This window comes from Neisseria sp. P0014.S002, from assembly GCF_051958295.1.
Taxonomy (GTDB): Bacteria; Pseudomonadota; Gammaproteobacteria; order Burkholderiales; family Neisseriaceae; genus Neisseria; species Neisseria flavescens_B.
The window spans coordinates 460238-483025 of sequence record NZ_JBQCVO010000001.1 but is presented as its reverse complement, the minus strand read 5'-3'; the positions used below and the strand labels follow the sequence as shown (position 1 = coordinate 483025).

The following is a 22788-nucleotide window of genomic DNA, read 5'->3' as shown; positions in this document are numbered from 1 at the left end:
TATTTCGGACTGAGCAAAGTGAGTGCACAAAGCCATCTAAAGGCGATGTGTTTGAACCTTTTGAAAGCCGCCAACAGACTAAGTGCGCCTGTTGCCGCCTAAAAGGCGGCCAGGATGCCTGATTAATCAGGTATCCAAGGGGGATTAAGGGAGTATTTGAATAGAATTATTGGATATTTGAAACAAAAACAGCCGAAAACCTGTGTTTGGATTTCGGCTGTTGGAGGAAAGGCTTTTTTGCAAAGGTCTCGGCCTATCGGGAATCGGTCCGCTCGGCCAACCTGCGTGCGGCGCATGCCGCCCTGCTGGAAAATGCGCGCTTTATGGAGCAGTTCTATACGAAAAAGGGCAGCTTTAAGCTGACGTCGACGAAGTGGCCGGAGTTGCCGGTCAAGGAGGCAGGCGGTTTCTGTATCAGGATGAGCGGCCAGGCTAAGGGGATCTTGGAGGGGAAGTTTACTTTGAAGGCGGTGGCGCTGGACAGGGAGGCGGAACCGAGGGTATTGCGCTTGAATGAGTCGCTGACGGCGGTGGTGTGCGGGAAGATGAAGGGGAAGGGAAGCTGTACGGACGGTGAGGAGATATTTAGGGGTAATGATGCGGAGTGTCGGCCTTTTATGGGGTAGAAATCTGATCTAAAGGGAGGATGCGGATAAAGAAAAAGGACGTGAGACACGTCCTTAGAGGGAGAGGGGTTATTCGCTCCAACTGACCCAGCCCAGCATCCAAGTAAGGAGAATCAGACCACCAAATACAATACGGTAGTAGGCAAAAGGCACATAGTTTTTACTGGAGACAAATTTCAGTAAAGCTTTTACTGCCAATAAACCGGCGATAAATGCTGCGATAAAGCCGATGGCAATTTGTCCGACATCTTGCAAGGTAAAGAGTTTGTAGTTTTTTAAGATGTCGTAACCTGTTGCCGCAATCATCATCGGTACAGCAAGGAAGAATGAGAATTCAGTAGCTGTTTTACGTTCCAGCCCCCACAACATACCGCCCATGATCGTACTGCCTGAACGTGATGTACCAGGTATAAGAGCACAAATTTGGGCACATCCTACAACAAATGCGTCGATTGGGCGCATATCATCTACATGATTGACTTTGGGTTTGGCTGTTGCTTGGCGTTTTTCAACCCATAAAATGAAGAAACCACCCAGTACCAGCATGGTAGCAACGGTAATTGGGTTGAAAAGGTGTAATTTGATTTGTTTGCTGAACAATAGCCCCACAACCGCAGCCGGTATGAAGGCAATAAATAAATTCAGTACAAAGCGATTGGCTGTTCGTTCTTTACCCAATCCTTTTATGATATGGGTAAATCGTTGGCGGTATTCAAATACGACGGCTAATACGGCACCGAGTTGAATAGCAATTTCAAATACTTTTCCGTTGCTTTGAAAGTTCATTAAGTCGCCGAATACAATCAAATGACCGGTACTGGAAATAGGGAGAAACTCGGTTAAACCTTCGATGATACCGAGAATAAGTGCTTTAAATAAAATCAGAATGTCCATAAGTTTTCAGACGGCCTTGAGGCCGTCTTTCTTTTGTTGAATAGTTAAAGTGGTTCTGAGGATTGTTCGCGGCGGACTTTGACGATGAGCTCGTCTATGGTTTTCATACCGGCTTTCCAGTCGGTACTGTTGAAATTGACTTTGTATTTACCACCGACGATGACAGTTGGTGTGTTTTCAATTCGATAAGTTTCCGTCAATTGCTGCATTTTTGCAGCAGCCGATGCGGCAGCAGGACTATTGTAGGCTTGAAGCAGTTTTTTACTGTCAAAACCTGTCTGTTTATCCACCCATGATCGGAATACATTGGTATCGGCCAGGTTGATTTTTTGTTCGTAAACTGCTTTGAAGATGACTGGATTGGCTTGATATTTTAAACCTGAAAGATTGACGGCTGCGGCAACTTTGGCCAAACCCAACATTTCAGGCATCCAAACGACGTGCTCTGTCCGTAAGGAAACATCTTTAGCGAAGGTTTTGCTGTGTTGCAACAAAACTGGATCGAGATGGTAACAATGAACGCAGAAGTAGCCGAAAAACTCAAGTACTTCAATTTTGCCGGCTTGTTGCTGCGGAATAGGACGACTAAGAACAGTATAGTCCACGCCCTCGGTAGCAGCTTGCGCACTCAGTCCGAACAGGCTCAGGCTGAGTGCGGCAATGGTTTGTTTTATACGCTGCTTCATCAGTGATTCCATTATTTGGTAGAACGAATCAAGCTGTTGATATTATGGCCTTGCAGGTTTTTTTGCAGTTTTACAGCAGCTTCCTGCGGCATGGTGTTACTTTGAACTCGATAAATGGTTTTGTCGCCGTTTTGAGATTCAACCACTTTGGAAGAAACACCTAAAATAGCTAGTTTTGCACGTTGTGAGTCTGCGCTGGAGCGGTCTGCATATGAACCAAGTTGCAGGAATACTTTTTTACCGCTGTTGGCAGCTGCTTCGGCTTTTTCCGCTGACTGTTTACTTGCAGTGTTGCTGCTTTCTTTTGTTGCAGAGGCATTTGCTGCTTTACGTGCTTTTTCGATGCTGCCGCTGTTGAGGATTTGCTCAGGTGTCGGCTTGTTTTGTTTCTTGGCTTCGGCCGCTTTTTTCTCGGCCAGTTTGCGCTCGGCACGCTCTTTTTGTTTGGCAGTCAGCTGGTCGGCTGCTTTTTTATCTTTGGCAGCTTTATCGGCAGTTTCTTTTTCCGCTTTGGCTTTTTCTGCGCGTTTTTTCTCTAACTCGGCTTTTTTCTCGGCCAGTTTTTTCTTAGTAGCTTCTTTTTCTGCTTCAGCTTTTGCAGCTTTTTCTTTGGCTTCGCGTTCGGCTTTGTCGGCAGCAGTTTTGTCTGCTCTTTCTTTGGCTTCACGTTCGGCTTTATCGATGGCGGCGTTATCAGCTTTTTCTTTAGCTTCGCGTTCGGCCTTATCGGCAGCGACTTTCTCTGCTTTTTCTTTGGCTTCACGTTCTGCTTGTTCAGCTTTCTCCTGAGCTTCTTTTTCCGCTTGAGCTTTTTCTTCAGCTTCTTTGGTAGCTTTTTCAGCCTCTTCTTTAGCTTTGGCTTCTTTCTCGGCCGCTTCTTTTTCTGCTTTAGCTTTTTCTTCATCTGCTTGGGTAGATGAATTGTCGGTAGCTGGGCGTTTCTCTGCTTTGTCCTGAGGTTTCAGGATTTCAGGTTCTTCGCTTTGTTTAGGCTGAGTCAGCTCTTTGAAAACGTTTTGGTTGCCTTGGTTCAAAAAGAACAAAATACCGGCAATAATACCTGTTGCCAGTATTAGGCCGAAAAAGAAACCGGCCAAGCCTTTACCATATTGTGTAGATTTTTTCATGACTTACCTTGTAATAATGTGTTCAGACGGCCTGAAAGGAGACTGTCTGAGTTTGGATTCGATATTTTATCAATAACCGTTATAGACGGCAAAATCCTGATGCTTTGTTTACTCTAGTTTTACTTAAACATAAAGATTCAGGCCGTCTGAAAAGTTAAAGAGCGCGACGGAAGCCGATGGCTTTCATCACATGGGTTTTGCTGACTTCTTCGTCCCCTGCCAAATCGGCCAACGTACGGGCAACGCGCATGATACGGTGGAAACTTCGTGCGGAAAGGGACAGTTTTTCAAGCATGGTTCCCAAGGCTTCTTGCGCTTCTTTTTGGATGCGGGCTTTGCCATCGAGCTCGCCGACACTCAGTTCTGCATTGACTTTGCCTTGTCTGTTGTATTGGATTTTACGTGCGGCGGTAACGCGTTTCAATACGGTGGCACTGGATTCGCCTGCTTCTTGTTGCATCAACTCGGCAGCGGAAAGGCTGGGTACTTCGATGGTTAAATCAATACGGTCGAGTAATGGCCCTGAAATTTTGTTGCGGTAGCGGGCAACGCTTTCAGGCGTACAGCGGCAAGGTTTGGACGGATGACCGAGATAGCCGCAAGGGCAGGGGTTCATGGCGGCAACAAGTTGGAATTTGGCCGGATAAACTGCTTGGCGTGCGGCGCGGGAAATATGGATTTCTCCGTTTTCCAAAGGTTCGCGCAATACTTCTAATACTTTACGGTCAAACTCGGGCAATTCGTCTAAAAACAACACACCGTGGTGTGCCAATGAAATTTCACCCGGACGTGGATCTGAACCGCCACCGACCATGGCAGCAGAGCTGGCGCTGTGATGAGGGCTGCGGAAAGGACGGTTGCTGTCGAGTTGTTGCTGGTGGTTGGGTAGGAGCGAACGCAAAGCCCATACTTCGACCAATTCGTCTTCAGTCAAAGGCGGAAGGATGCCGGGTAAACGTTGCGAAAGCATGGATTTGCCCGTACCCGGAGGACCCATCATCAGCAGGCTGTGTCCGCCTGCAGCTGCGATTTCCAAGGCAAGGCGAGCGGTATGCTGGCCTTTAACATCGGCTAAATCAGGAATTTTACTTTGTTCAGACGGCCTTTGCGTCAGCTTGCATTCGGTTTGTGTCAACGGTTCGATACCGTTTAAATGCGCGGCCACTTCGCCTAAAGAACGTGCACCATAAACCGCGATACCGCGCATAACGGCAGCCTGTTCGGCATTTTCTTGTGGCAAAACGAACGAACGGCCGGCCTGCATTCCCTGCCATGCCATGGCCAGCGCGCCACGTACGGGACGCAGCAGGCCGGACAGTGCCAATTCGCCGGCAAACTCATATTGGGTGAGCTTTTCAGGGTTAATTTGTCCTGAAGCGGCAAGAATGCCCAAGGCAATCGGCAAATCGAAACGGCCGGATTCTTTTGGGAGGTCGGCCGGTGCGAGGTTGACGGTAATTTTCTTGGCGGGAAAGTCGAAGCCGCTTTGAATAATGGCGGCACGCACACGGTCGCGGCTTTCTTTGACTTCAGTATCGGGCAAGCCGACGATATTGAAATGTGGCAAGCCGTTGGCAAGGTGGGCTTCCACTTCGACCAACGGCGCATTCATGCCGCTTAAGGCGCGGCTGTAAACCAAAGCAAGCGACATGTTTCAGACGGCCTTATTCGACAGCTTCGGTTTGTTGTTTGATTTCGGCAACAGCTTCTTCCGCAGCGGCTTCGGCAGCTTTCAAAGCAGCTTCTTCAGGCTCTTGAGCGGCTTCGAGTTTGGCCAAACGGGCTTCCAATTCGGCCAGTTTGGTACGGGTTTTAATCAAAACCTGTTGTTGGATATCGAATTCTTCGCGGGTCACCAAATCCATGCGGTTGAACGCGCTGCCGAGCATGGCTTTAACGTTTTTCTCCATGTCTTTGGCAGGGCTGTTGGCGATGGTTTCGCTGATTTTGGAGCTGACTTCTTCAAAAAGTTGTTTGCCGAACATAATCCGTATCCTTTATTCAGAATGTATATAGAAATTCAAGTGGCTATTGTATAAGGAAAAAGGCCGTCTGAAAACGTTTTGCTTTTCAGACGGCCTAAAATGCGGAAGTTTACACGCCTGCGGCTGCTTTTAATGCGGCTGCTTTGTCGGTGCGCTCCCAAGTAAATTCAGGCTCCTCGCGGCCGAAGTGGCCGTAGGCGGCGGATTTGCTGTAAATCGGGCGCAACAGGTCGAGCATTTGGACGATGCCTTTAGGGCGCAGGTCGAAATGTTCGCGAACCAGGGCAATCAGTTTTTCTTCGCTGATTTTGCCGGTGCCGAAAGTATCGATGGAAATCGAAGTCGGTTCGGCAACGCCGATGGCGTAGGAAACTTGGATTTGACATTGGGTTGCCAAGCCTGCGGCAACGATATTTTTCGCAACATAGCGGCAGGCGTAAGCGGCGGAACGATCCACTTTGGACGGGTCTTTGCCGGAGAATGCGCCGCCGCCGTGCGGAGCTGCGCCGCCGTAGGTATCGACGATGATTTTACGGCCGGTCAAACCGCAGTCGCCTTGCGGGCCACCGATAACGAAGCGGCCGGTCGGGTTGATCAGGTATTTGGTTTCGTCGGTCAGCAGTTCAGACGGCAGAACCGGTTTGATGATGTGTTCGATCACGGCGTTTTTCAGCTCGTCGTAACCGATAGACGGGTCGTGCTGGGTGGACAGGACGACGGTGTCGATGCGTTTTACTTTGCCGGTTTCGCTGTCGTAAACCACGGTCAGTTGCGCTTTAGCATCAGGACGCAGCCAAGGCAGGCGGCCGTCTTTGCGCAATTCGCTTTGGCGCTGCATCAGGCGGTGGCTGTAATAGATGGCAAACGGCATCAGGGTAGGGGTTTCGTCGCAGGCATAGCCGAACATCAAACCTTGGTCGCCCGCGCCTTGGTTCAAGTCGATGCCTTCGCCTTCGTTCACGCCTTGGGCGATGTCCGGAGATTGTTGGTCGTAGTACACGCCGACTGCGCAGCCGTTGGCATCAAAGCCCAGCTCGGAGGAGTTGTAGCCGATGCGTTTGATGGTTTCGCGTGCGACTTTGATGTAGTCCACTTGGGCGGTGGTGGTGATTTCGCCTGCCAATACGCACAAGCCTGTGTTGACCAAGGTTTCTGCGGCGACACGCGCTTTTGGGTCTTGCGCCAAGATGGCATCCAAAATCGCATCGGATACTTGGTCGGCAACTTTATCCGGATGGCCTTCGGATACCGATTCGGAAGTAAACAGATATTCGCTCATTGCTATTCTTTCATTAAAAACAGGCTGCTGTGTTTTCAGACGGCCTTTTATTTCGGACAGCGGAAATCATAACAAAAACTCCGCTTTTTCTCTATACAAGTGAGAAACATTCGCACTTGCCTGCTGTTTCGGAATCCTGTTGCGCGTTTCTTACAGGCAAAAAAATTCCCGCATTAAGCGGGTTTGGATTGCTCTGGCGAGCCACATCGGTTTTTCAACCGTCCACCTTACCTTTCCGTTTGAAAAGCAGGTTGGCATGGAATTCCCAACTCTTAATGCAGCGCGGATAGTAGCAGAAAAGCAGGTGTGCCGCAATATATTTGCCCGAAGTCTGTTTTGTTCAGACGGCCTGTTTCGTTTACAATCTGTCCACTTCATTTTGGTAAAACCTTATGCAAACGCTTGTTACCTTTATTTTTAAATTTCTGGCCGCACTGCCTTTGGCTTGGTTGCACAAATTAGGCAATCTGCTGGGCAGTTTGGGTTTCCGCTTGCTGTCGAAAGATCGCCGGCGAGTTTTTGAAAACATGAAACTTGCCGGATTGAACCCGACGGACGAGGCGGTGAAAAAAGTTTTCCGTGAAACGGCAAAAGGCGGCTTGGAATTGCCGGTGGCGTTTTTCAGACAGCCTGAGGAAATTGAAAACCTGTTTGTCAGCGTTAACGGTTGGGAACATGTTCAGACGGCCTTGAGCGCGGGCGAAGGTTTGCTGTTTATCACGCCGCACATCGGCAGCTATGATTTGGCCGGCCGCTACATCAGCCAGCAACTGCCGTTTCCGCTGACGGCGATGTACAAGCCGCCGAAAATCAAGGCATTTGATGCGGTGATGCAGGCAGGGCGCGTGCGCGGCAAAGGTAAGACTGCGCCGACCAGTATTCAGGGCGTCAAACAAATCATTAAGGCACTGCGCGGCGGCGAAGCGACCATTGTGTTGCCGGACCATGTACCATCTCCCGAAGAAGGGGGCGACGGTGTGTGGGTGGACTTTTTCGGCAAACCTGCCTACACCATGACGTTGGCGGGCAAGCTGGCGCAAGTCAAAGGCGTGAAGGCTTTGTTTTTCTGCAGCGAGCGTTTGCCCGACGGTAAAGGCTTTGTCTTGCACATTGAGCCTTTGCGCGGCGAATTGAACGGCGATAAGGAGAACGACGCGCGCGTGATCAATGAAAATACCGAGTATTGGATACGCCGTTTCCCGGAACAATATTTGTTTATGTACAATCGCTACAAGCATCCCGAAGGCGCGCCGTTGCCGCCTGCTTGAGTGGGATAGATTAAAAACCTGCTTTGAGGGAAGCAGGTTTTTATTTTGGTTGGGAACTCAGAAGATTTTCTTTCGGCTTAAACAAAGCCGAGGTTCAAAAAGAAATACATTAAAGCCTAGCGTTTGCACTGTCCACGATATTTAAACGGCAAAGGCCGTCTGAAAAGCGGTTTCAGACGACCTTTGCCATAATCTTTTGCCTTTTATTTTTATACGCTGCTGAACCGTTTGCCCTGATGGCATTATAATGCGCGTAATTGTTTTTTCGATGGCATGTCATGTTTTATCTCTTTCAATCCGACCGTTTGGAATCGCTTGCCGAAATGTGCGCGCGTATTCATCAGGCTTCGCCCTTGGACTCTGTATTGGCGCAGGAAGAAGTGGTGGTGCAGAGCCAGGGGATGCGGCGTTATCTGAATGTGTTTTTCGCGCGCGAACTCGGCGTGGCGGCGAATTTGAAGTTCAGCCTGCCTGCCGGTTTGGCTTGGCAGCTGATGCGCAAATTGGTTCCCGATGTGCCGCCGCTCAGTCCGTTTTCGCCTGAAGTCATGCGTTGGCGCTTGCTGGATTTGTTCCGCAGCGAAATGTTTCAGACGGCCCCGGAATACGAAAATGTGCGCTTGAAGCTGGAAAGTTATTTGCACAGCTCGGCATCGGCGGATTATCAGCTTGCCGGACAGATGGCGGATATTTTCGACCAATATTTGGTGTACCGGCCGGATTGGATTGATGCGTGGCAGGCTGGGAAACTACTGGGTTTGGGCGATGATGAGGATTGGCAGGCGCGGCTGTGGCGTTATTTGGACGATGGCAGCCAATCTGCGCCGCACCGCGTGGCCTTGTGGGAAAAGCTGTTGGCGCAGTTGGATAAATCGGTCTTGCCGCAAAGGTTGTTCGTATTCGGCATTTCGACAATGGCGCCGATGTATCTGCAACTCTTGCACCAAATTTCCAAGCATTGCGATGTGTTTGTGTTTGCGCTCAACCCGAGCAGCCAATATTGGGGAGAGGTCATCGATGAGGTGCAGATTTTGAAAAGGGGCGATGAGGCGGATTTGTCGCAGGCAGGACATCCGCTGTTGGCTTCTTTGGGCAAGCAGGGACGTGATTTCTTTGATTTTCTGTCGGAAGTGGAAACCGAGCAGGATATTCAGGTTTATGAAAAGGGAAAAGACGATACTTTGTTGCATTGCCTGCAAAACGATATCCAAAACTTAATCATGCCGTCTGAACGCTTATATCAACAGGAAGAAAGCGAAGCAGGTGGGCAACAGGCTTTGGTTCAGGTCCACGGTGCGGACGGCAATCCAGTGTGTGTCGAGCCGGATAAGCTGCTGAATGACGGCTCCGTCAAAATCGTCGCAGCACACAGCCCTTTACGCGAATTGCAGATTTTGAAAGAAGAGTTGTCGCTGGTGTTGCAAAAAAATCCCGACTGGCAGCCGCACGATATTGCCGTTTTGACGCCAAACATCGAGCCGTACAGCCCGTTTATCGAAGCCGTTTTTGGGCAGGAGCATGCAGGCAGCCAGGCTTTGCCGTATTCGATTTCGGATGTGAAACTCAGCCGCCGCCAGCCGTTGCTGTATGCTTTGGCGCAAGCTTTGGACTTGCTGGAGAGCCGGTTTGAAGTGGACAAGGTTTTGCCTTTGCTGGAAAGCCGGTTGGTGTTGCAACGCTTCGGTTTGAGCGAGGAAGATGTGCCGCTGCTGCATGAGACTGTTGCCGGATTGAATGTGCATTGGGGTTTGGACCAAACCATGCGCGAGGGCAAAGACAACCTCTTTACTTGGCAGCAGGCGGTAGAGCGTTTGGCCTTGGGCTGGATGCTGCCCGAAGGCGGCAACGGCATGTGGCAGGGCGTGAGCGCGTGGCATAGCAACGTCAACCAGTTGGACGTGTTCAGCGGTTTTGCCGAATTTATCCGTACTTTGGCCGATATGGCGGCGCAATGGCAAGAGCCTGCCGATGTGGAAGGCTGGGTGCAGCGTTGCCGCGATTTGCTGGAGAAACTGTTTGCTCCGGATACGGACGACCAATACGCCAAGCAACAGTTTGAGCAGTCTTTGGCGAAATGGCAGGAAGAAGCGCAGTTGGCCGAATTTGACGGATTGTTGCCGTGTAAAACCGTTATCCGCCATATCCGCCGCTTTTTGGACAGCGAAAGCCAAGCCGGATTTTTGAGCGGCGGCATTACTTTTTGCAGTATGGTGCCGATGCGCAGCCTGCCGTTTAAAATGGTTTGCCTGTTGGGTTTGAATGACGGCGATTTTCCGCGCAATACCAAAGCGGCGGTGTTCGATTTGATTGCCAAACATCCGAAAAAAGGCGACCGCGCCCGCCGCGACGACGACCGTTATCTCTTCCTCGAAGCCTTAATCAGTGCGCGCGAAATGCTGTATTTGTCTTATATTGGCCGCGATATACGCAATGATGCCGAGTTTGCGCCGTCTTCGTTAATCAGCGAGCTGCTGGATACCATTGCCGCCATGACAGGGAAAAGCGGGCGCGAGTTGTCGGAGAAATGGGTGAAACATCATCCTTTGCAGGCGTTCTCACGCCGTTATTTCCAAAAGGACGCGCTTTCAGACGGCCTCTTCAGTACGCGCCAAGATTATGCCGATGCGTTGAGCCAGCCGCAAGCGGAAGCGCAGCCGTTTTTCCTTGAGGCTTTAAGTCAGGAAGAGCCGGGCAAAACCATTCAGCAGGGCGAGCTCATCAGTTTTTGGCGCAACCCTGTCAAAGTTTGGCTGAAGAGAAATTTAAGCTGGGATCAGCCGTATCTGGACGGCGCATGGGAATCTGCCGAACCGTTTGAGCCGCAACATGAAGGCCGGATTGCCGATGCCTATTTGGATGCGCGGCGCAAAGGGGAAGATTTTGAAGATACGGCCATTCGGCTGAATGCAGAAAGCCTGATGCCGGTAGGCGAGTTGGGCGGCTTGTGGCAGAAGCAGTATCAGATATCTGCGAAAAACGTAGATGCCGAGCTGATACGCAGTAACAAAAGGCCGTCTGAACCTTATGAAGAATCCTTTGACGACTTGGTTTTACAAGGCACCGTCAGCAATCTTTACGAATGCGGCCGTATTGTGTTCCTAAATCAAAAAGACAATGCACCCAACCGCATTGCCCGTTTATTGGAGCATTTGATTTTTTGCGCCGTCGCCCCTAAATCCGTTGAAAATCGACAAACCTATATTGTCAGCTTGGGGCAGGCCGAAACCTATGCTGCCATCGAGCAACAAACAGCAAAAGAACTTTTGAAAGAATGGTTGGTATATTTCCGAATCGGACAAAATACCCCCTTGCCGTTTTTCGCTAAAACCAGTCTTGCCGCTGCGGAGGAGTACAACAAGAAAGAGGATTGGGATGCTGCCTTGAGAAAAGCCCATGAGGTTTTTAACGGCAATAAAATGAGCAAAGGGCAGAAAGAATATACCGAAGTGAAGCTGGTGTTCGGTCATTCGGACGAGTCGCCTCTTGATGAGCCGCTATTTGAAAACCTCGTCGTCAATCTGCTTGCGCCACTTTTGACCGGCGTGGCAGGGAAAATCGATACAACAGAACAGGAGTAAAGCATGGCTACTTATGCAGAATATTTGGATTTTGATACCGAAGAAGACAAATTGAAACAGCAGCAACTCTATCAGGCGACCGAGCTGTCGGCGCAAACGGTAGCGGCGATTGAAAAGATCAGCCGTCCACAAAACTGGCTGCTTGCCGCTGCGCCATATTGCCCAGATTGCCGCGTGTTTGTACCGTTTATTCAAAAAATAGCGGAGTTGAACCCCAATATCCGCGTCAACTATATTGCCCGCAACGATTTTGACGACAGCAGCCGTTTTAATAATCCGCGCCAACAGGAAATTGTCCGCGCCAATCAAAAAATTCCTGCGCTGTTTTTGATGGGTCATGAAGAGGCCGGGCCTGTGTTTAACGAGTTTCCACAAGTGGTGTTAAACCAAATTGCGGCAGATGAAACCCGTCGCGCAGAATTGCGCGATGCGTACCGTACCGGCGAATTTAATGCCGATATTGAGGCGCAGATTGTAGCGGCGTTGGCATGGGCAGAGCAGCGTTGTTGAGCAAATATTGCTGGTGTGTAAGGCTGTGTTTTGAACCGCTTTGATATTTTGCTTCGTAATAAAAAGGCCGTCTGAAAAGATTTCAGACGGCCTTTTTTTAATGCTTAACGCTTTATCAAATCTCGATTTTATTCGGCGTAAAGGTTTGCCATTTATTGCAGGCTGGGCAGTGCCAGAAGAAGACTTGGGATTTGAAGTGGCAGTTGCGGCAGCGGTACATAACGCTTTTTTGCAGCTGGCGGCCGATAATGGAACGAATCATATCGGTATCGGCTTTCCACTCCGGATTCATACTGCTGAGTTTCAAGCCAAGCAGGCGGTACACGCCATTGAGGTCGGGTTTTTGGCGGACGAGTTCGACAGCGATTTGCGCCGCTTCGGTTTCGCCTTTGAGCAGCAGAGCCTTTTCGTAGATGACGTTGATCAGGTCAAGATCGGGAAAGGTTTGCATATAGCCGATGAGGCGATTGAGGCCTTCTTCCTGTTTGCCTTGCGCGGCATAGGCTTCATAGAGTTTCTCGCCGACCATGCTCAAATAGGCGTGGTTTTGCTGCTCGATGGCGGAATACGCTTCTACTGCGGCAGGGAAATTGCCCTGACGGTATTCGATATCGCCAAGGATGATGTTGGCGCGCGTACATTTTTTGTTGGCTTCGAGTGCTTTGCCGATATTGTAGCGGGCGGCGTCGAAGTTGGATTTGAACAGCGCGGCTTGGGCGATTTCGCAATAGAACTGGGCGATTTCAAACTGGTAGGTCTGTTCGTCATGGCTCAAGAGCTGCGCCATTTCGATGGCTTTTTCCCAGTCGCGGTCTTGCTGGTAGATGCTCAAAAGGTGTTGGCGGGCTTCGCGTGCCATATCGCCTTCCTGCAAACCGAGGAAGATTTGTTCGGCACGGTCCACCAAGCCTGCGCTTTGGTAGTTTTGCGCCAATTCAAAAAGCACGCGCGCGCGTTTTTCGTTGACGGTGTCGGGCGAATCGAGCAGGGCGCGGTGCATATTGATGGCTTTGTCGTTTTCGCCGCGTTGGCGGTAGAGCTTGCCTAAGGTCAGGTTCAAATCGTATGACTGCGGCTGCTGGTCGATGACTTCCGCCAATTCGCGCGCGGCGCGGCCGCTGTTGCGGTCAACGAGGGCGTCAAGGCTTTTGTAAAAGCCGGCCGGTATGCTTTTGGCCTGTTTCAGGACGGTCTTCATATCGATGCGCGCGGCAAACCAGCCCATAGCGAAGAAAACGGGGAGGAGGACGATGGGCAGTAAGATGACCCACAATTCGTTGTCCATGGTATTCCTTTATTGATTGGTGGCGTTACGCTTTGGGAGTGGCTTCGGAAGTCGTTGCCGGTGTTTCGGTTTTGACTGGGGTCAGGTCTTTTTCGGAAAGGTGGGCGTATTTTTTCACTTCGGCACGCAGGCGGTTGTTTTCGCTGCGCAGGGTCAGCAGACGGCCGAAGAGGGCAAACATACCGAACACGATACCGATAATAAATGCACCGAAAAGCACGACAATCAGCGGCAGATTGACGTTTTGGCCGGGCAGGTAGAAGAAGGATACGGTGTGGGTATTGGTGATGGCCAGCAGGAGGAAAACAAGAAGAATCAGGATTTTGATGATGGTATAGATGAGTTTCATGGGTTACTCCGGGTTGGCTGCGGTTGGGGCAGGCCGTCTGAAAAATGGTATCAGTTTAAACGATTTGCCGGATTTCGGATAGGACGGCATGTTTCAGACGGCATGGAAAGGGTATCTTTAATGCTGACGGGTACTTGTCAAACCCATATTGAAAGGCGTATTGTTCAGTCTCTAATTAATTAATTTATTTTGCACATCAGAATAAGAAAGGCAATCATCATGAGCAGACCAGTCCCAGCCGTATTCGGCAGCGTTTTCCACGCTGAAATGCCCGTTATCGCTTATCGTGAAGGTAAATGGCAACCGGTAGAATGGCAATCTTCCAAAGACCTGACACTCGCCCCCGGCGCACATGCTTTGCATTACGGCAGCGAATGTTTTGAGGGTTTGAAGGCATTCCGTCAGGCAAACGGCAAAATCGTGATGTTCCGCCCGACCGCCAATATCGCGCGCATGCAGCAAAGTGCGGATATTCTACATCTGCCGCGCCCTGAGACTGAGGCTTATTTGGATGCTTTGATTGAATTGGTCAAACGCTCTGCCGAGGAAATCCCTGATGCGCCTGCCGCTTTGTACCTGCGTCCGACTTTGATCGGTACCGACCCTGTGATCGGCAAAGCTGGTTCTCCTTCCGAAACAGCCTTGCTGTACATTCTGGCTTCTCCTGTCGGCGACTATTTCAAAGCCGGTTCGCCTGTTAAAATCTTAGTTGAAACCGAACATATCCGCTGCGCCCCCCATATGGGTCGTGTGAAATGCGGCGGCAACTACGCTTCCGCCATGCCTTGGGTGTTGAAAGCCAAAGCCGAATATGGTGCAAACCAAGTGCTGTTCTGTCCGAATGGCGACGTTCAGGAAACCGGCGCGTCTAACTTTATCCTGATTAACGGCGATGAAATCATTACCAAACCGTTGACCGACGAATTCTTGCACGGCGTTACCCGCGATTCTGTATTGACTGTTGCCAAAGATTTGGGCTACACCGTTACCGAGCGCAACTTTACTGTCGATGAGCTGAAAACTGCGATTGAGAATGGTGCGGAAGCGATTCTGACCGGTACGGCTGCGGTTATTTCTCCGGTAACTTCTTTCGTGATTGACGGCAAAGAAATCGAAGTGAAGAGCCAAGAGCGCGGTTATGCAATCCGTAAGGCAATTACGGACATTCAATACGGTTTGACAGAAGACAAACACGGCTGGTTGGTCGAAGTTTGTTAAGTAGAACGCAGTGAATATAAAAGGCCGTCTGAAATATTTTTTCAGACGGCCTTTTTTTATTGGATTTTAGATGGGGGAAACAATAATAAAATACTAAATTTTGCAAATAAGCGGTAGTATTTTAAGATAATCGGTATATAATGCGCAATTATGTTGTAAAAATTCACATTGAAAATATCGAATTTTATTGATTTTTCAATGAAGTTAAAAACATTTATAGATATTTATTTTGTATATTTTGTAAATTTATTTAAATGGGGAATGCTAAAAACATATTGTGTTAGAATTCCCCTCCTTTTTGGCTTCGCGGGATTAACTCTGTCACGCCAAAAAGGAAAACAATACAAGATAAAACCATTTTTATTTTGCTATAAAAATCAAAAATAACTTAACTTTGGATGAACTAATCAATTAAAAAGGGACTCTGATACATTTCCGTCAAAAATAACCGGATACATGGTACGCGGACAGATTGCCTATAAAAGTCATCCAAGGGTTCTGTCCATACACCATTACCGTTTCCAATCAGAAAATCGGCAGAAGGGGAAACGCTGCCGAGTTTCTCAAAGTGGCCGGCTTCAGTTTGGCCTTTATACAGGCAATTGCTGTTACGACAGAATCCGTCTTACCTCTTTATTCAATCGAACTTTTTTGTTGCACGCTTGTGCGGTGGGAAAGGACGATATTTGATACAAGGAAATACGCTGATTATGTCACATAAACTTGCTCCTCTTGGCCGTACCCATATTCTTCACGGCTCCTCAACTCCTGAAACCACTTCCGAATCATCTTCTCCGCTAAAAGAATGGATACACACTCAAAATTGGGGGGATAGTCCGTCGGTTTTTCCAGAACCCAAGCAATTAAGCGGTAAAAACACTGTAACGAGAGAGACAGTTCATGTAGCTGAGGCAGTAAGATTGGGCGGCACTTCATCATCTTCAGACGGCCTTGTGACAAAAATGCATGTCGCACGGGCCAGCGTTGCTTCTGCAAGCAGCGTTTCCAGTAAAAACACCATTGCGCCTAAAGCAACAAATAAACCTGCCGCTACCGATCAAGCAACGGCAGCCAAACCAGTCAATAAATCGATGGAAAAAGTCCTGGCTGAAAGGCAAAGAATTTACGAAGAGGCTAAAGCAAAAAAAATAGCCGAAGTCGCTGCAGCCAAAGCGCAGGCGGTTGAACGCGCAAAAGAAGCGCATAAAGCAGCAGTCGAAAAAGCGATTGCAGAGCGTAAAGCCAAACAAGAAGCTGCCCGCAAAGAGAAAGAGGCGGAAGACAGAATTGCTGAAGGAAAAGAAACAGTCGAAATTACCCATAAAAAGAATTTGAACGATTCAGACGGCCATAACAAAATCACGAGTGTTTCTTCCGGCAAAAAAACAGCCATGAGTCACGATAGCCACCTCAGCTCAGGCAAAGAAAACAAAATTAACGATCATGCCGAAAGTAGGGCCGGTGTATCTGGAAAATACCGCGTGTATCAATCTAAAGATTACGGTAATTATGTTCGTGTGAATGATTTTGGTGCCGATGCGCAGGGTAAAAAAGACAGCCTTCAGGCATTTAAAGCGGCTTTAGAAGCGGCTCATAAAGAAAAAGCCATGGTCTTCTTGGATGGTACCTACTATATTTCCAACCAGATTGTGATGGATAAAACCGTTTCCGGCGCGCGCGGTTTTTTTGGCTCGGGGATGGGCAAAACCAAAATAACGTTTGATAAGGCGCAGACGGGCGTATTCAATCCGGACACCAACCATGACGATATCCGCGAATTTGCCGGTATTTTGGTTGATGGACAAAACAATAAAACCATTGCCGACTTGTCGGTTCAATATACCAACCCTGATTTTTACCGCAAAGGCTTAAGCTATTTTGGCAAGGTAAACGGCATTTTGGTGAACGATGCGGACAATACTTTAATCAGCAAAGTAGAGGTTTCCGGTGCTAATCGTGCTGGTGTGATGTTTACGTCGACCGCTTCTTTGGAAACGGAAAACGGTCAAAAGCTGACCTTTAAAGCGCGCGTACAAAGCGGCGAAATTGATGAAAAATATGAAGCGCTGCCTTTGGGTGAAAACAACCGTATTGTTGATTCATATCTGCACCACAACCGCGTTGCCGGTGCGCTGATCGGTTTCCAACAAAACTTTATCGGCGAGGGCAACCGTTTGGATTGGAATGGCCACGAAGCGGACGGCGGTACCGGCTACGGTATGGCTGTGGCTGCGGGTAGCTACAATTACGGCATCACATACCGTAAAAACACAACCGACCACAACTACCGCAAAGGCTTGGATGTGCATGATGGTACAGGCATTGTCATTGAAGACAATGTGTTAACGGGTGACCGGCTGTATGGCATCGTTGCCTACAACCGCCAGTTTTCTATGGATAAAGTCAAAATTACCGGCAATACCATTATCCAAGACCCGAGCTTCCGTTTGAATGTTGATGATGACTTAGGCAAGTACTACCACATGTATTCAGGGATTCAGGTGCAAACCAATACCCAATACAAAGATTTGCACTCGGCTGATAAAGGTTATTTCGATATTAGCGATAATGTCATTAAAAATCTGACGGTTTATCAAAACAATATTCAGACCTACGCGATTGAGTTCCGTAACCATGAAAGCAAAATGGATTACACGCTCAATATGGCAAACAACAAGATCAGCGGTGAATCCACCAAATATCTGATTGCCGTCATCAACGATACCTACGACCGCGTTTTATCTAAAAACGGCATTGGCAGCGGTACCATTACCATCAGCGGCAACGATGCCGATATTGGCAAGATTATGAAAGGCGCGGTACCGGTTTATGTGGAAGAACACCATGGCAATGTCGCGATGCATGGTGCGGTGACGATTCACGACAACAAAATTTCCGTACGTGAAAAATCGGACGGCTATGTCGAATTTGCTTATTTGAAAAGCAATGCCAAAGAGTACAACATCACCAATAACACATTGAAACTTGGTGGTACCCTGAATGATGCTTTGGTAGACGTACACAGCACCAACCCTAAGGGCAAGGCATCTTTAAATGTAGCCAACAATAAAATCATGACGGACATCAAAGGCGAACTGTATGGTTCATGGCTGCGCTTTGAAAACGACATCAAAACGTATTCAGAAGGCAATAGCCATAACGGCGAAGCACTGAAAAAGGTGAATACGACCGGCAGTAAAGTTGCATTGAGCGATATTTTGTCAGAAGCCAACCATATTGTTGAAACGACTAAAGAGACTGTATATCACCATACTAAAAATGTGTATACATCAGGAGTGGAAGAACATCATACAACGACAGGGATTTTGTAAGCTGTTGAAGCCTTAATCTTTATGGTTTAAATATCGATAAATAAAAAAAGGCCGTCTGAAAATTTTCAGACGGCCTTTTCATCTAACTCACATTATTTAGCCAGTTCGGCACGCAGTTTGTGGGTTACGTTCATCATCACTTGGAGTTGTTCCAGAGTTTCTTTCCAGCCGCGTGTTTTCAGGCCGCAGTCTGGGTTAACCCACAGGCGTTCAACCGGTACAACCTCGATGGCTTTGCGCAACAGGTGCTCAACTTCAGCTTCAGTCGGTACGCGTGGGCTGTGGATGTCGTAAACACCTGGGCCGATGTCGTTCGGATATTTGAACTCGCCGAACGCAGTCAAGAGCTCCATGTCGGAACGTGAAGTTTCGATGGTGATGACGTCAGCATCCATAGCGGCGATGGCTGGCAGGATGTCGTTGAACTCGGAGTAGCACATATGAGTGTGGATTTGGGTGCTGTCTTCGCAACCGGTAGAGGACAGGCGGAAAGATTCGCCGGCCCAGTTCAGGTAGGCATCCCAATCGGCACGTTTCAAAGGCAGACCTTCGCGGATGGCAGGTTCGTCAATTTGGATGACTTTGATGCCGGCTTTTTCCAGATCCAATACTTCATCGTTCAGAGCCAGTGCGATTTGTTTGCACACGGTAGAGCGAGGAATATCGTTGCGGACGAAAGACCATTGCAGAATGGTTACAGGGCCGGTCAACATACCTTTCATCGGGCGTTTGGTCAGGCTTTGTGCGTAAGTAGACCAAGCAACAGTCATGGCTTCAGGACGGCTTACGTCACCGAAGATGATAGGTGGTTTAACGCAGCGTGAGCCGTAGCTTTGTACCCAGCCGTATTGGGTGAATGCAAAACCGCTCAACAGTTCGCCGAAGTATTCAACCATGTCGTTACGCTCGGCTTCGCCGTGTACCAGTACGTCCAAGTCCAGTTTTTCTTGCTCTTCAACCACCAAGGCGATTTCTTTTTTCATCGCGGCTTCGTAATCGGCGGCAGACAGTTCGCCTTTTTTGAAGGCTGCACGTGCTTGGCGGATTTCGGTAGTTTGTGGGAAAGAACCGATGTTGGTAGTCGGCAGCAGAGGCAGGTTCAACCATGCTTGTTGCGCTTTGATACGGTCGGCAAATGGAGATTTGCGTTGGTCTGCGTTGGCAGGCAAATCGGCCAAGCGTTTGGCAACGTCTGCACGGTGGATTTCGCTGCTGTTGGCACGGGAGTCGGCAGCAGCTTGGCTGGCGGCCAGTTCTTCGGCAACAGAATCACGACCTTCGTTCAATGCGGCTTTTAGAACGCGCAATTCTTGGGTTTTTTGCAGGGTGAATGCCAACCAAGAGTACAGGTCAGGTTTGTTGGCTTTCAGTTTTTCTTCAACTGACAAGTCAAATGGAGTGTGCAGCAGAGAGCAAGAGCTGGAGATCCACAAACGGTCGCCCAGTTTGGCTTGCAGAGGCTCGACAGTTTCCAAAACTTTGTTCAGGTTGGCACGCCAAATATTGCGACCGTCGATAACGCCGGCAGACAGAACTTTGTCGTAGTCGGCAAATGCGTCCAGTTGCTCAGGCGCGCGTACCAAGTCGATGTGCAGGCCGTCAACAGGCAGTGCTTTCAACAACGCGGCGTGTTCGGCAACAGAACCGAAGTAAGTGCTCAGCAGGATTTTGGCGTTTACTTTGCTCAAAGTAGCGTAAACGTCTTTGTATGCTTCTACCCATTCTTTAGGCAGGTCAACAGTCAAAGCAGGCTCGTCGATTTGAATCCACTCGGCACCTGCTTCAACCAAAGCAGTCAGGATTTCAACGTAAACAGGCAACAGTTTAGGCAACAGGCTCAGACGGTCGAATTCAACAGTGCCTTTTTCTTTACCAACCCACAGGAAAGTCAACGGACCAACAACGGTCGGTTTGGCTTTCAGACCCAAAGCTTGGGCTTCTTTCAGTTGTTGAACGTAGTGTTTGGCGTTGGCTTTGAATTCGGTATCGGCGTGGAATTCAGGCACCAAGTAGTGGTAGTTGGTGTCGAACCATTTGGTCATTTCGATAGCGAATTGGTCTTTGTTACCACGGGCCAGTTGGAAGAATTGTTCCAAAGACAGGTTTTGGCTGTCGAAGCCGAAACGGGCAGGGATGGCACCGGTAGCAACTTGCAGGTCGAGGATGTGGTCGTAGAAAGTGAAATCGCCTACGGCAACGTAATCAGCGTTGGCCGCAGCTTGGTGTTTCCAGTTTTTCTCGCGCAAGTCTTTAGCAACAGCCAGCAATTCTTGCTCGCTGATTTCTTTGCGCCAGTATTTTTCTTGTGCGAATTTCAATTCGCGGAAGGCACCGACGCGTGGGAAGCCTGAAAAATGCAATGTTGTCATGTTAACTCTCCTAGTTGGAATTTTTAATCAGGCCGGTATGGCCTGAATGTTCGATATTGTAAATCAGAATGGGGAGGCCGTCTGTTTTATTAACGGGGGCGCACACCCAAAATATGGCAGATGGCGTAAGTCAGTTCGCTGCGGTTGAGGGTGTAGAAGTGGAAGTCTTTGACACCTTCGCGCGAGAGGACTTTGACCATGTCGATGGCGATGCTGGCGGCAACAAGGTTGCGCGTGCCTTGGTCGTTATCCAAACCTTCGTACATTTTAGACAGCCAGCTTGGGATTTTGACGTTGGTCACTTGGGCCATTTTGGTCAATTGTTTGAAATTGGTTACAGGCAGGATGCCGGGAACGATTTCAACATCGATGCCCATCATCACGCAACGGTCGCGGAAGCGCAGATAGCTTTCCACGTCAAAGAAGAATTGGGTGATAACGTGGTTTGCACCCGCATCGATTTTGCGTTTCAGATTGATCAAGTCGGCTTGTGCGGATTTGGCTTCCGGGTGCACCTCTGGATAGGCCGCTACGGAAATGTCAAAGTCGGCAACGGAGCGCAACAGTTTGACCAAATCTTCGGCATAGAAAGGTTTTTTCTCGTAGCCGGGCGGCTCGTCGCCACGCAGGGCGACAATGCGGCGGATACCGCTGTCCCAATAATCTTTGGCGATTTGGCGCAACTCGTCAGGGCTGGCGTCGATACCGGTCAGGTGGGGGGCGGCGTCAAGGCCGGTTTCTTGTTTGATGCGTTTAACGATGCTGTGAGTGCGGTCGCGTTCGCCGGAGTTTGCACCGTAGGTTACGGAAACGAATTTCGGATGCAAAGTTTGCAGGCGATGGATGGAATCCCACAGCATGGTTTCCATTTGTTCGTTTTTAGGAGGGAAAAATTCGAACGAAACATTGATGTCGCCTTTCAAATCAGAAAGGCTGTTGTTTAAAGCGGCGATTTCTCGAGCGTGATTCATGGTTATGCACCTTCTGCATATCTTTTATTTGTTGTCAGGTTGCATAATAAATTTGAGGTTAACATGAGTCAATTTCGAAATTTTCCGAAATTGTATGAATAGATTTAATAAAGACCTCAGGCCGTCTGAAAAAACAGCCTGAGGTCTTGTTTGATGTAATGGAAGAAAGCTTATTCTGCTTCGTCTATCCATGCTTGTTGCACGGCTTCGAGAATGCGCTCGCCGCAACGCGTCGGGTCATCGTCAAATTCAGGTAAAGCCATAATCAGATCACGCAGTTGGGTAAAGCGTACGGTTTTCGGATCGATGCTGTCGCCGTGTAAGTCGTAGAGTTCTTCAGCGATGCGTTGGGTATCTGTCCATTTCATGATGTGTTCCTTTATTGGGTTTGGGCTATTAGTAATTATTTTAATCAAGAAGAAGTCGGACTGCCAGATTGTTTTACGGAAGATTGGCAGATAAATGATGGCGCTATTTTTTAACAAAATAGCATAGTTGCGTTAAAATACAGCAAGACACTTAAAATTCACGGCATATTCTCTTTGAATCTACCGTTTTATACTTTCTATTCCGTTTTGAATGATTTGGTTTTCATGCAAAATTTACACTTTGTTATGCAACCAAATTTTTTGGAATGGCTCTTAAGACAATCCATCGCTTAAAAATAAAAGGAAAAAAGATGAATAACGCACTCAACGCCAAGCTGTCCAAACTGATTTACGCGCTTGCTTCCGATGATCTGGAGTATCTGTCTAAAGCAGGCGCATTTGACCGTTTGCTGTTGTTGGTTCGCGAATTTTATCGGATGCTGGACGAAACAGAAGGTTTGAAGCAGCTGGTGTTCCGTCTGTATTACGGCAAGCATTATGGTTTGATTAAACTGGATGCCGCTTCACCCAATGACGATGCAGGCGCGTTGAGGTTGAAACGTTGGATGGTTTATTCGCGTATCGCAGAGCGTATCGAAAATTGCGGCAAGCATTTGTCGGTCGTGCTTGAAGATGCAGTGTTGGAAAATGGCGCGGACAAATCTCATTATATAGATGAAGCCAATGCCATTATCGAGCGTTTCGGTTTGGTAAGAGATGAGGCTGCACTTTCGGCCATTGAGGCGGAGGAAGCGTTGAAGGCAGAGGCTGAGCTGCCGACCGTAAACAAATCTCAGAATGCTGCTCCCCGTTATAACGGCAATGTGCATCAAATCAGAATGCAAGAAAAAATTGAAAATTACTCCGCTACGCAGAAAGTGGCCTCCATGCAGATTTCGCGTATGCGTTTTATTTTCCCTCATATCAAATAATTTGCTGCATA

General features: G+C 48.7%; 18 protein-coding genes, 1 pseudogene and 1 riboswitch. Of the genes and pseudogenes, 8 read left to right on the top strand and 11 right to left on the bottom strand.

Translation table 11 applies throughout. From position 1 onward, the window contains the following. Together ACTHSX_RS02245 and ACTHSX_RS02240 are read left to right on the top strand one after the other, a co-directional pair. Positions 1–102: pseudogene (locus tag ACTHSX_RS02245) on the top strand (IS5/IS1182 family transposase); the annotation flags it as partial. Positions 103–206: 104 nt separating this feature from the next. Beyond that, positions 207–626 carry a type IV pilin protein gene (locus ACTHSX_RS02240; protein WP_440376429.1) on the top strand — a complete coding sequence of 140 codons (420 nt, stop codon included), beginning with the start codon at positions 207–209 and terminating at the stop codon, positions 624–626. 69 nt (positions 627–695) lie between these two features. Here the strand turns inward: ACTHSX_RS02240 and ACTHSX_RS02235 are convergent, their stop codons facing one another. The 6 genes from ACTHSX_RS02235 to metK form a co-directional block, all read right to left on the bottom strand. Next, entirely contained in the window at positions 696–1520 is an 825-nt protein-coding gene (locus ACTHSX_RS02235) for an undecaprenyl-diphosphate phosphatase (protein ID WP_070713410.1), read from the bottom strand. Between the two features lie 44 nt (positions 1521–1564). After that, positions 1565–2206, bottom strand: coding sequence for a thiol:disulfide interchange protein DsbA/DsbL (locus ACTHSX_RS02230; RefSeq protein ID WP_440376430.1), 642 nt, complete (start codon positions 2204–2206; stop codon positions 1565–1567). 11 nt (positions 2207–2217) lie between these two features. After that, the gene (locus tag ACTHSX_RS02225) at positions 2218–3333 is read right to left on the bottom strand and encodes an SPOR domain-containing protein (protein WP_440376431.1); all 1116 of its coding nucleotides are present in this window, start codon (positions 3331–3333) and stop codon (positions 2218–2220) included. Positions 3334–3487: 154 nt separating this feature from the next. Then, entirely contained in the window at positions 3488–4984 is a 1497-nt protein-coding gene (locus ACTHSX_RS02220) for a YifB family Mg chelatase-like AAA ATPase (protein WP_440376432.1), read from the bottom strand. Between the two features lie 13 nt (positions 4985–4997). Then, positions 4998–5318 carry an accessory factor UbiK family protein gene (locus ACTHSX_RS02215; protein WP_308187433.1) on the bottom strand — a complete coding sequence of 107 codons (321 nt, stop codon included), beginning with the start codon at positions 5316–5318 and terminating at the stop codon, positions 4998–5000. A gap of 109 nt (positions 5319–5427) precedes the next feature. Further along, entirely contained in the window at positions 5428–6597 is a 1170-nt protein-coding gene (metK, locus tag ACTHSX_RS02210) for a methionine adenosyltransferase (RefSeq protein ID WP_440376433.1), read from the bottom strand. Between the two features lie 173 nt (positions 6598–6770). Further along, positions 6771–6881: riboswitch (SAM-I-IV-variant riboswitch) on the bottom strand. 108 nt (positions 6882–6989) lie between these two features. Between metK and ACTHSX_RS02205 the strand changes: the two genes are divergently transcribed. From ACTHSX_RS02205 to ACTHSX_RS02195, 3 genes are all read left to right on the top strand, one after another. After that, on the top strand, positions 6990–7865 hold the full coding sequence (locus ACTHSX_RS02205; RefSeq protein WP_440376434.1) for a lysophospholipid acyltransferase family protein: 876 nt from the start codon (positions 6990–6992) through the stop codon (positions 7863–7865). A gap of 278 nt (positions 7866–8143) precedes the next feature. Beyond that, positions 8144–11443 carry an exodeoxyribonuclease V subunit gamma gene (recC, locus tag ACTHSX_RS02200; RefSeq protein WP_440376435.1) on the top strand — a complete coding sequence of 1100 codons (3300 nt, stop codon included), beginning with the start codon at positions 8144–8146 and terminating at the stop codon, positions 11441–11443. 3 nt (positions 11444–11446) lie between these two features. After that, complete coding sequence (locus ACTHSX_RS02195) at positions 11447–11953, top strand: thioredoxin family protein (RefSeq protein WP_440376436.1); 507 nt, start codon at positions 11447–11449, stop codon at positions 11951–11953. 115 nt (positions 11954–12068) lie between these two features. Here ACTHSX_RS02195 and lapB read toward each other — a convergent pair whose 3' ends face one another. Both lapB and ACTHSX_RS02185 read right to left on the bottom strand, forming a co-directional pair. Continuing rightward, the gene (gene lapB, locus ACTHSX_RS02190) at positions 12069–13238 is read right to left on the bottom strand and encodes a lipopolysaccharide assembly protein LapB (protein ID WP_440376437.1); all 1170 of its coding nucleotides are present in this window, start codon (positions 13236–13238) and stop codon (positions 12069–12071) included. 25 nt (positions 13239–13263) lie between these two features. Next, positions 13264–13587: a LapA family protein gene (locus tag ACTHSX_RS02185; protein WP_440376438.1), complete on the bottom strand. Its 324-nt coding sequence runs from the start codon at positions 13585–13587 to the stop codon at positions 13264–13266. Between the two features lie 219 nt (positions 13588–13806). Between ACTHSX_RS02185 and ilvE the strand changes: the two genes are divergently transcribed. Both ilvE and ACTHSX_RS02175 read left to right on the top strand, forming a co-directional pair. Next, positions 13807–14805: a branched-chain-amino-acid transaminase gene (ilvE, locus tag ACTHSX_RS02180; protein WP_440376439.1), complete on the top strand. Its 999-nt coding sequence runs from the start codon at positions 13807–13809 to the stop codon at positions 14803–14805. Between the two features lie 1091 nt (positions 14806–15896). Next, the gene (locus ACTHSX_RS02175; RefSeq protein ID WP_440376681.1) at positions 15897–18137 is read left to right on the top strand and encodes a right-handed parallel beta-helix repeat-containing protein; all 2241 of its coding nucleotides are present in this window, start codon (positions 15897–15899) and stop codon (positions 18135–18137) included. 92 nt (positions 18138–18229) lie between these two features. On the opposite strand, the gene metE is transcribed toward ACTHSX_RS02175, so the two are convergent. The 3 genes from metE to iscX all read right to left on the bottom strand — a co-directional run bounded on the left by metE (position 18230) and on the right by iscX (position 21845). Then, complete coding sequence (gene metE / locus ACTHSX_RS02170; RefSeq protein ID WP_440376440.1) at positions 18230–20506, bottom strand: 5-methyltetrahydropteroyltriglutamate--homocysteine S-methyltransferase; 2277 nt, start codon at positions 20504–20506, stop codon at positions 18230–18232. A gap of 89 nt (positions 20507–20595) precedes the next feature. Then, entirely contained in the window at positions 20596–21477 is an 882-nt protein-coding gene (gene metF / locus ACTHSX_RS02165) for a methylenetetrahydrofolate reductase (RefSeq protein ID WP_049330686.1), read from the bottom strand. 170 nt (positions 21478–21647) lie between these two features. Continuing rightward, positions 21648–21845: a Fe-S cluster assembly protein IscX gene (gene iscX / locus ACTHSX_RS02160; RefSeq protein WP_039861945.1), complete on the bottom strand. Its 198-nt coding sequence runs from the start codon at positions 21843–21845 to the stop codon at positions 21648–21650. Between the two features lie 311 nt (positions 21846–22156). Here iscX and ACTHSX_RS02155 point away from each other — a divergent pair, with 311 nt between their 5' ends. After that, positions 22157–22777, top strand: coding sequence for a hypothetical protein (locus ACTHSX_RS02155; RefSeq protein ID WP_440376441.1), 621 nt, complete (start codon positions 22157–22159; stop codon positions 22775–22777). The last annotated feature ends 11 nt before the right edge of the window (positions 22778–22788 follow it).

Bases quoted from the DNA above. Each gene is read 5' to 3' on its own strand.
- ACTHSX_RS02175 (WP_440376681.1), top strand. From the start codon at position 15,897: ATGGAAAAAGTCCTGGCTGAAAGGCAAAGAATTTACGAAGAGGCTAAA.
- ACTHSX_RS02235 (WP_070713410.1), bottom strand. From the start codon at position 1,520: ATGGACATTCTGATTTTATTTAAAGCACTTATTCTCGGTATCATCGAA.
- ACTHSX_RS02195 (WP_440376436.1), top strand. From the start codon at position 11,447: ATGGCTACTTATGCAGAATATTTGGATTTTGATACCGAAGAAGACAAA.
- metE (WP_440376440.1), bottom strand. From the start codon at position 20,506: ATGACAACATTGCATTTTTCAGGCTTCCCACGCGTCGGTGCCTTCCGC.
- lapB (WP_440376437.1), bottom strand. From the start codon at position 13,238: ATGGACAACGAATTGTGGGTCATCTTACTGCCCATCGTCCTCCTCCCC.
- recC (WP_440376435.1), top strand. From the start codon at position 8,144: ATGTTTTATCTCTTTCAATCCGACCGTTTGGAATCGCTTGCCGAAATG.
- ACTHSX_RS02220 (WP_440376432.1), bottom strand. From the start codon at position 4,984: ATGTCGCTTGCTTTGGTTTACAGCCGCGCCTTAAGCGGCATGAATGCG.
- ACTHSX_RS02185 (WP_440376438.1), bottom strand. From the start codon at position 13,587: ATGAAACTCATCTATACCATCATCAAAATCCTGATTCTTCTTGTTTTC.
- ACTHSX_RS02215 (WP_308187433.1), bottom strand. From the start codon at position 5,318: ATGTTCGGCAAACAACTTTTTGAAGAAGTCAGCTCCAAAATCAGCGAA.
- metF (WP_049330686.1), bottom strand. From the start codon at position 21,477: ATGAATCACGCTCGAGAAATCGCCGCTTTAAACAACAGCCTTTCTGAT.
- ilvE (WP_440376439.1), top strand. From the start codon at position 13,807: ATGAGCAGACCAGTCCCAGCCGTATTCGGCAGCGTTTTCCACGCTGAA.
- ACTHSX_RS02205 (WP_440376434.1), top strand. From the start codon at position 6,990: ATGCAAACGCTTGTTACCTTTATTTTTAAATTTCTGGCCGCACTGCCT.
- ACTHSX_RS02155 (WP_440376441.1), top strand. From the start codon at position 22,157: ATGAATAACGCACTCAACGCCAAGCTGTCCAAACTGATTTACGCGCTT.
- ACTHSX_RS02230 (WP_440376430.1), bottom strand. From the start codon at position 2,206: ATGAAGCAGCGTATAAAACAAACCATTGCCGCACTCAGCCTGAGCCTG.
- ACTHSX_RS02225 (WP_440376431.1), bottom strand. From the start codon at position 3,333: ATGAAAAAATCTACACAATATGGTAAAGGCTTGGCCGGTTTCTTTTTC.
- iscX (WP_039861945.1), bottom strand. From the start codon at position 21,845: ATGAAATGGACAGATACCCAACGCATCGCTGAAGAACTCTACGACTTA.
- metK (WP_440376433.1), bottom strand. From the start codon at position 6,597: ATGAGCGAATATCTGTTTACTTCCGAATCGGTATCCGAAGGCCATCCG.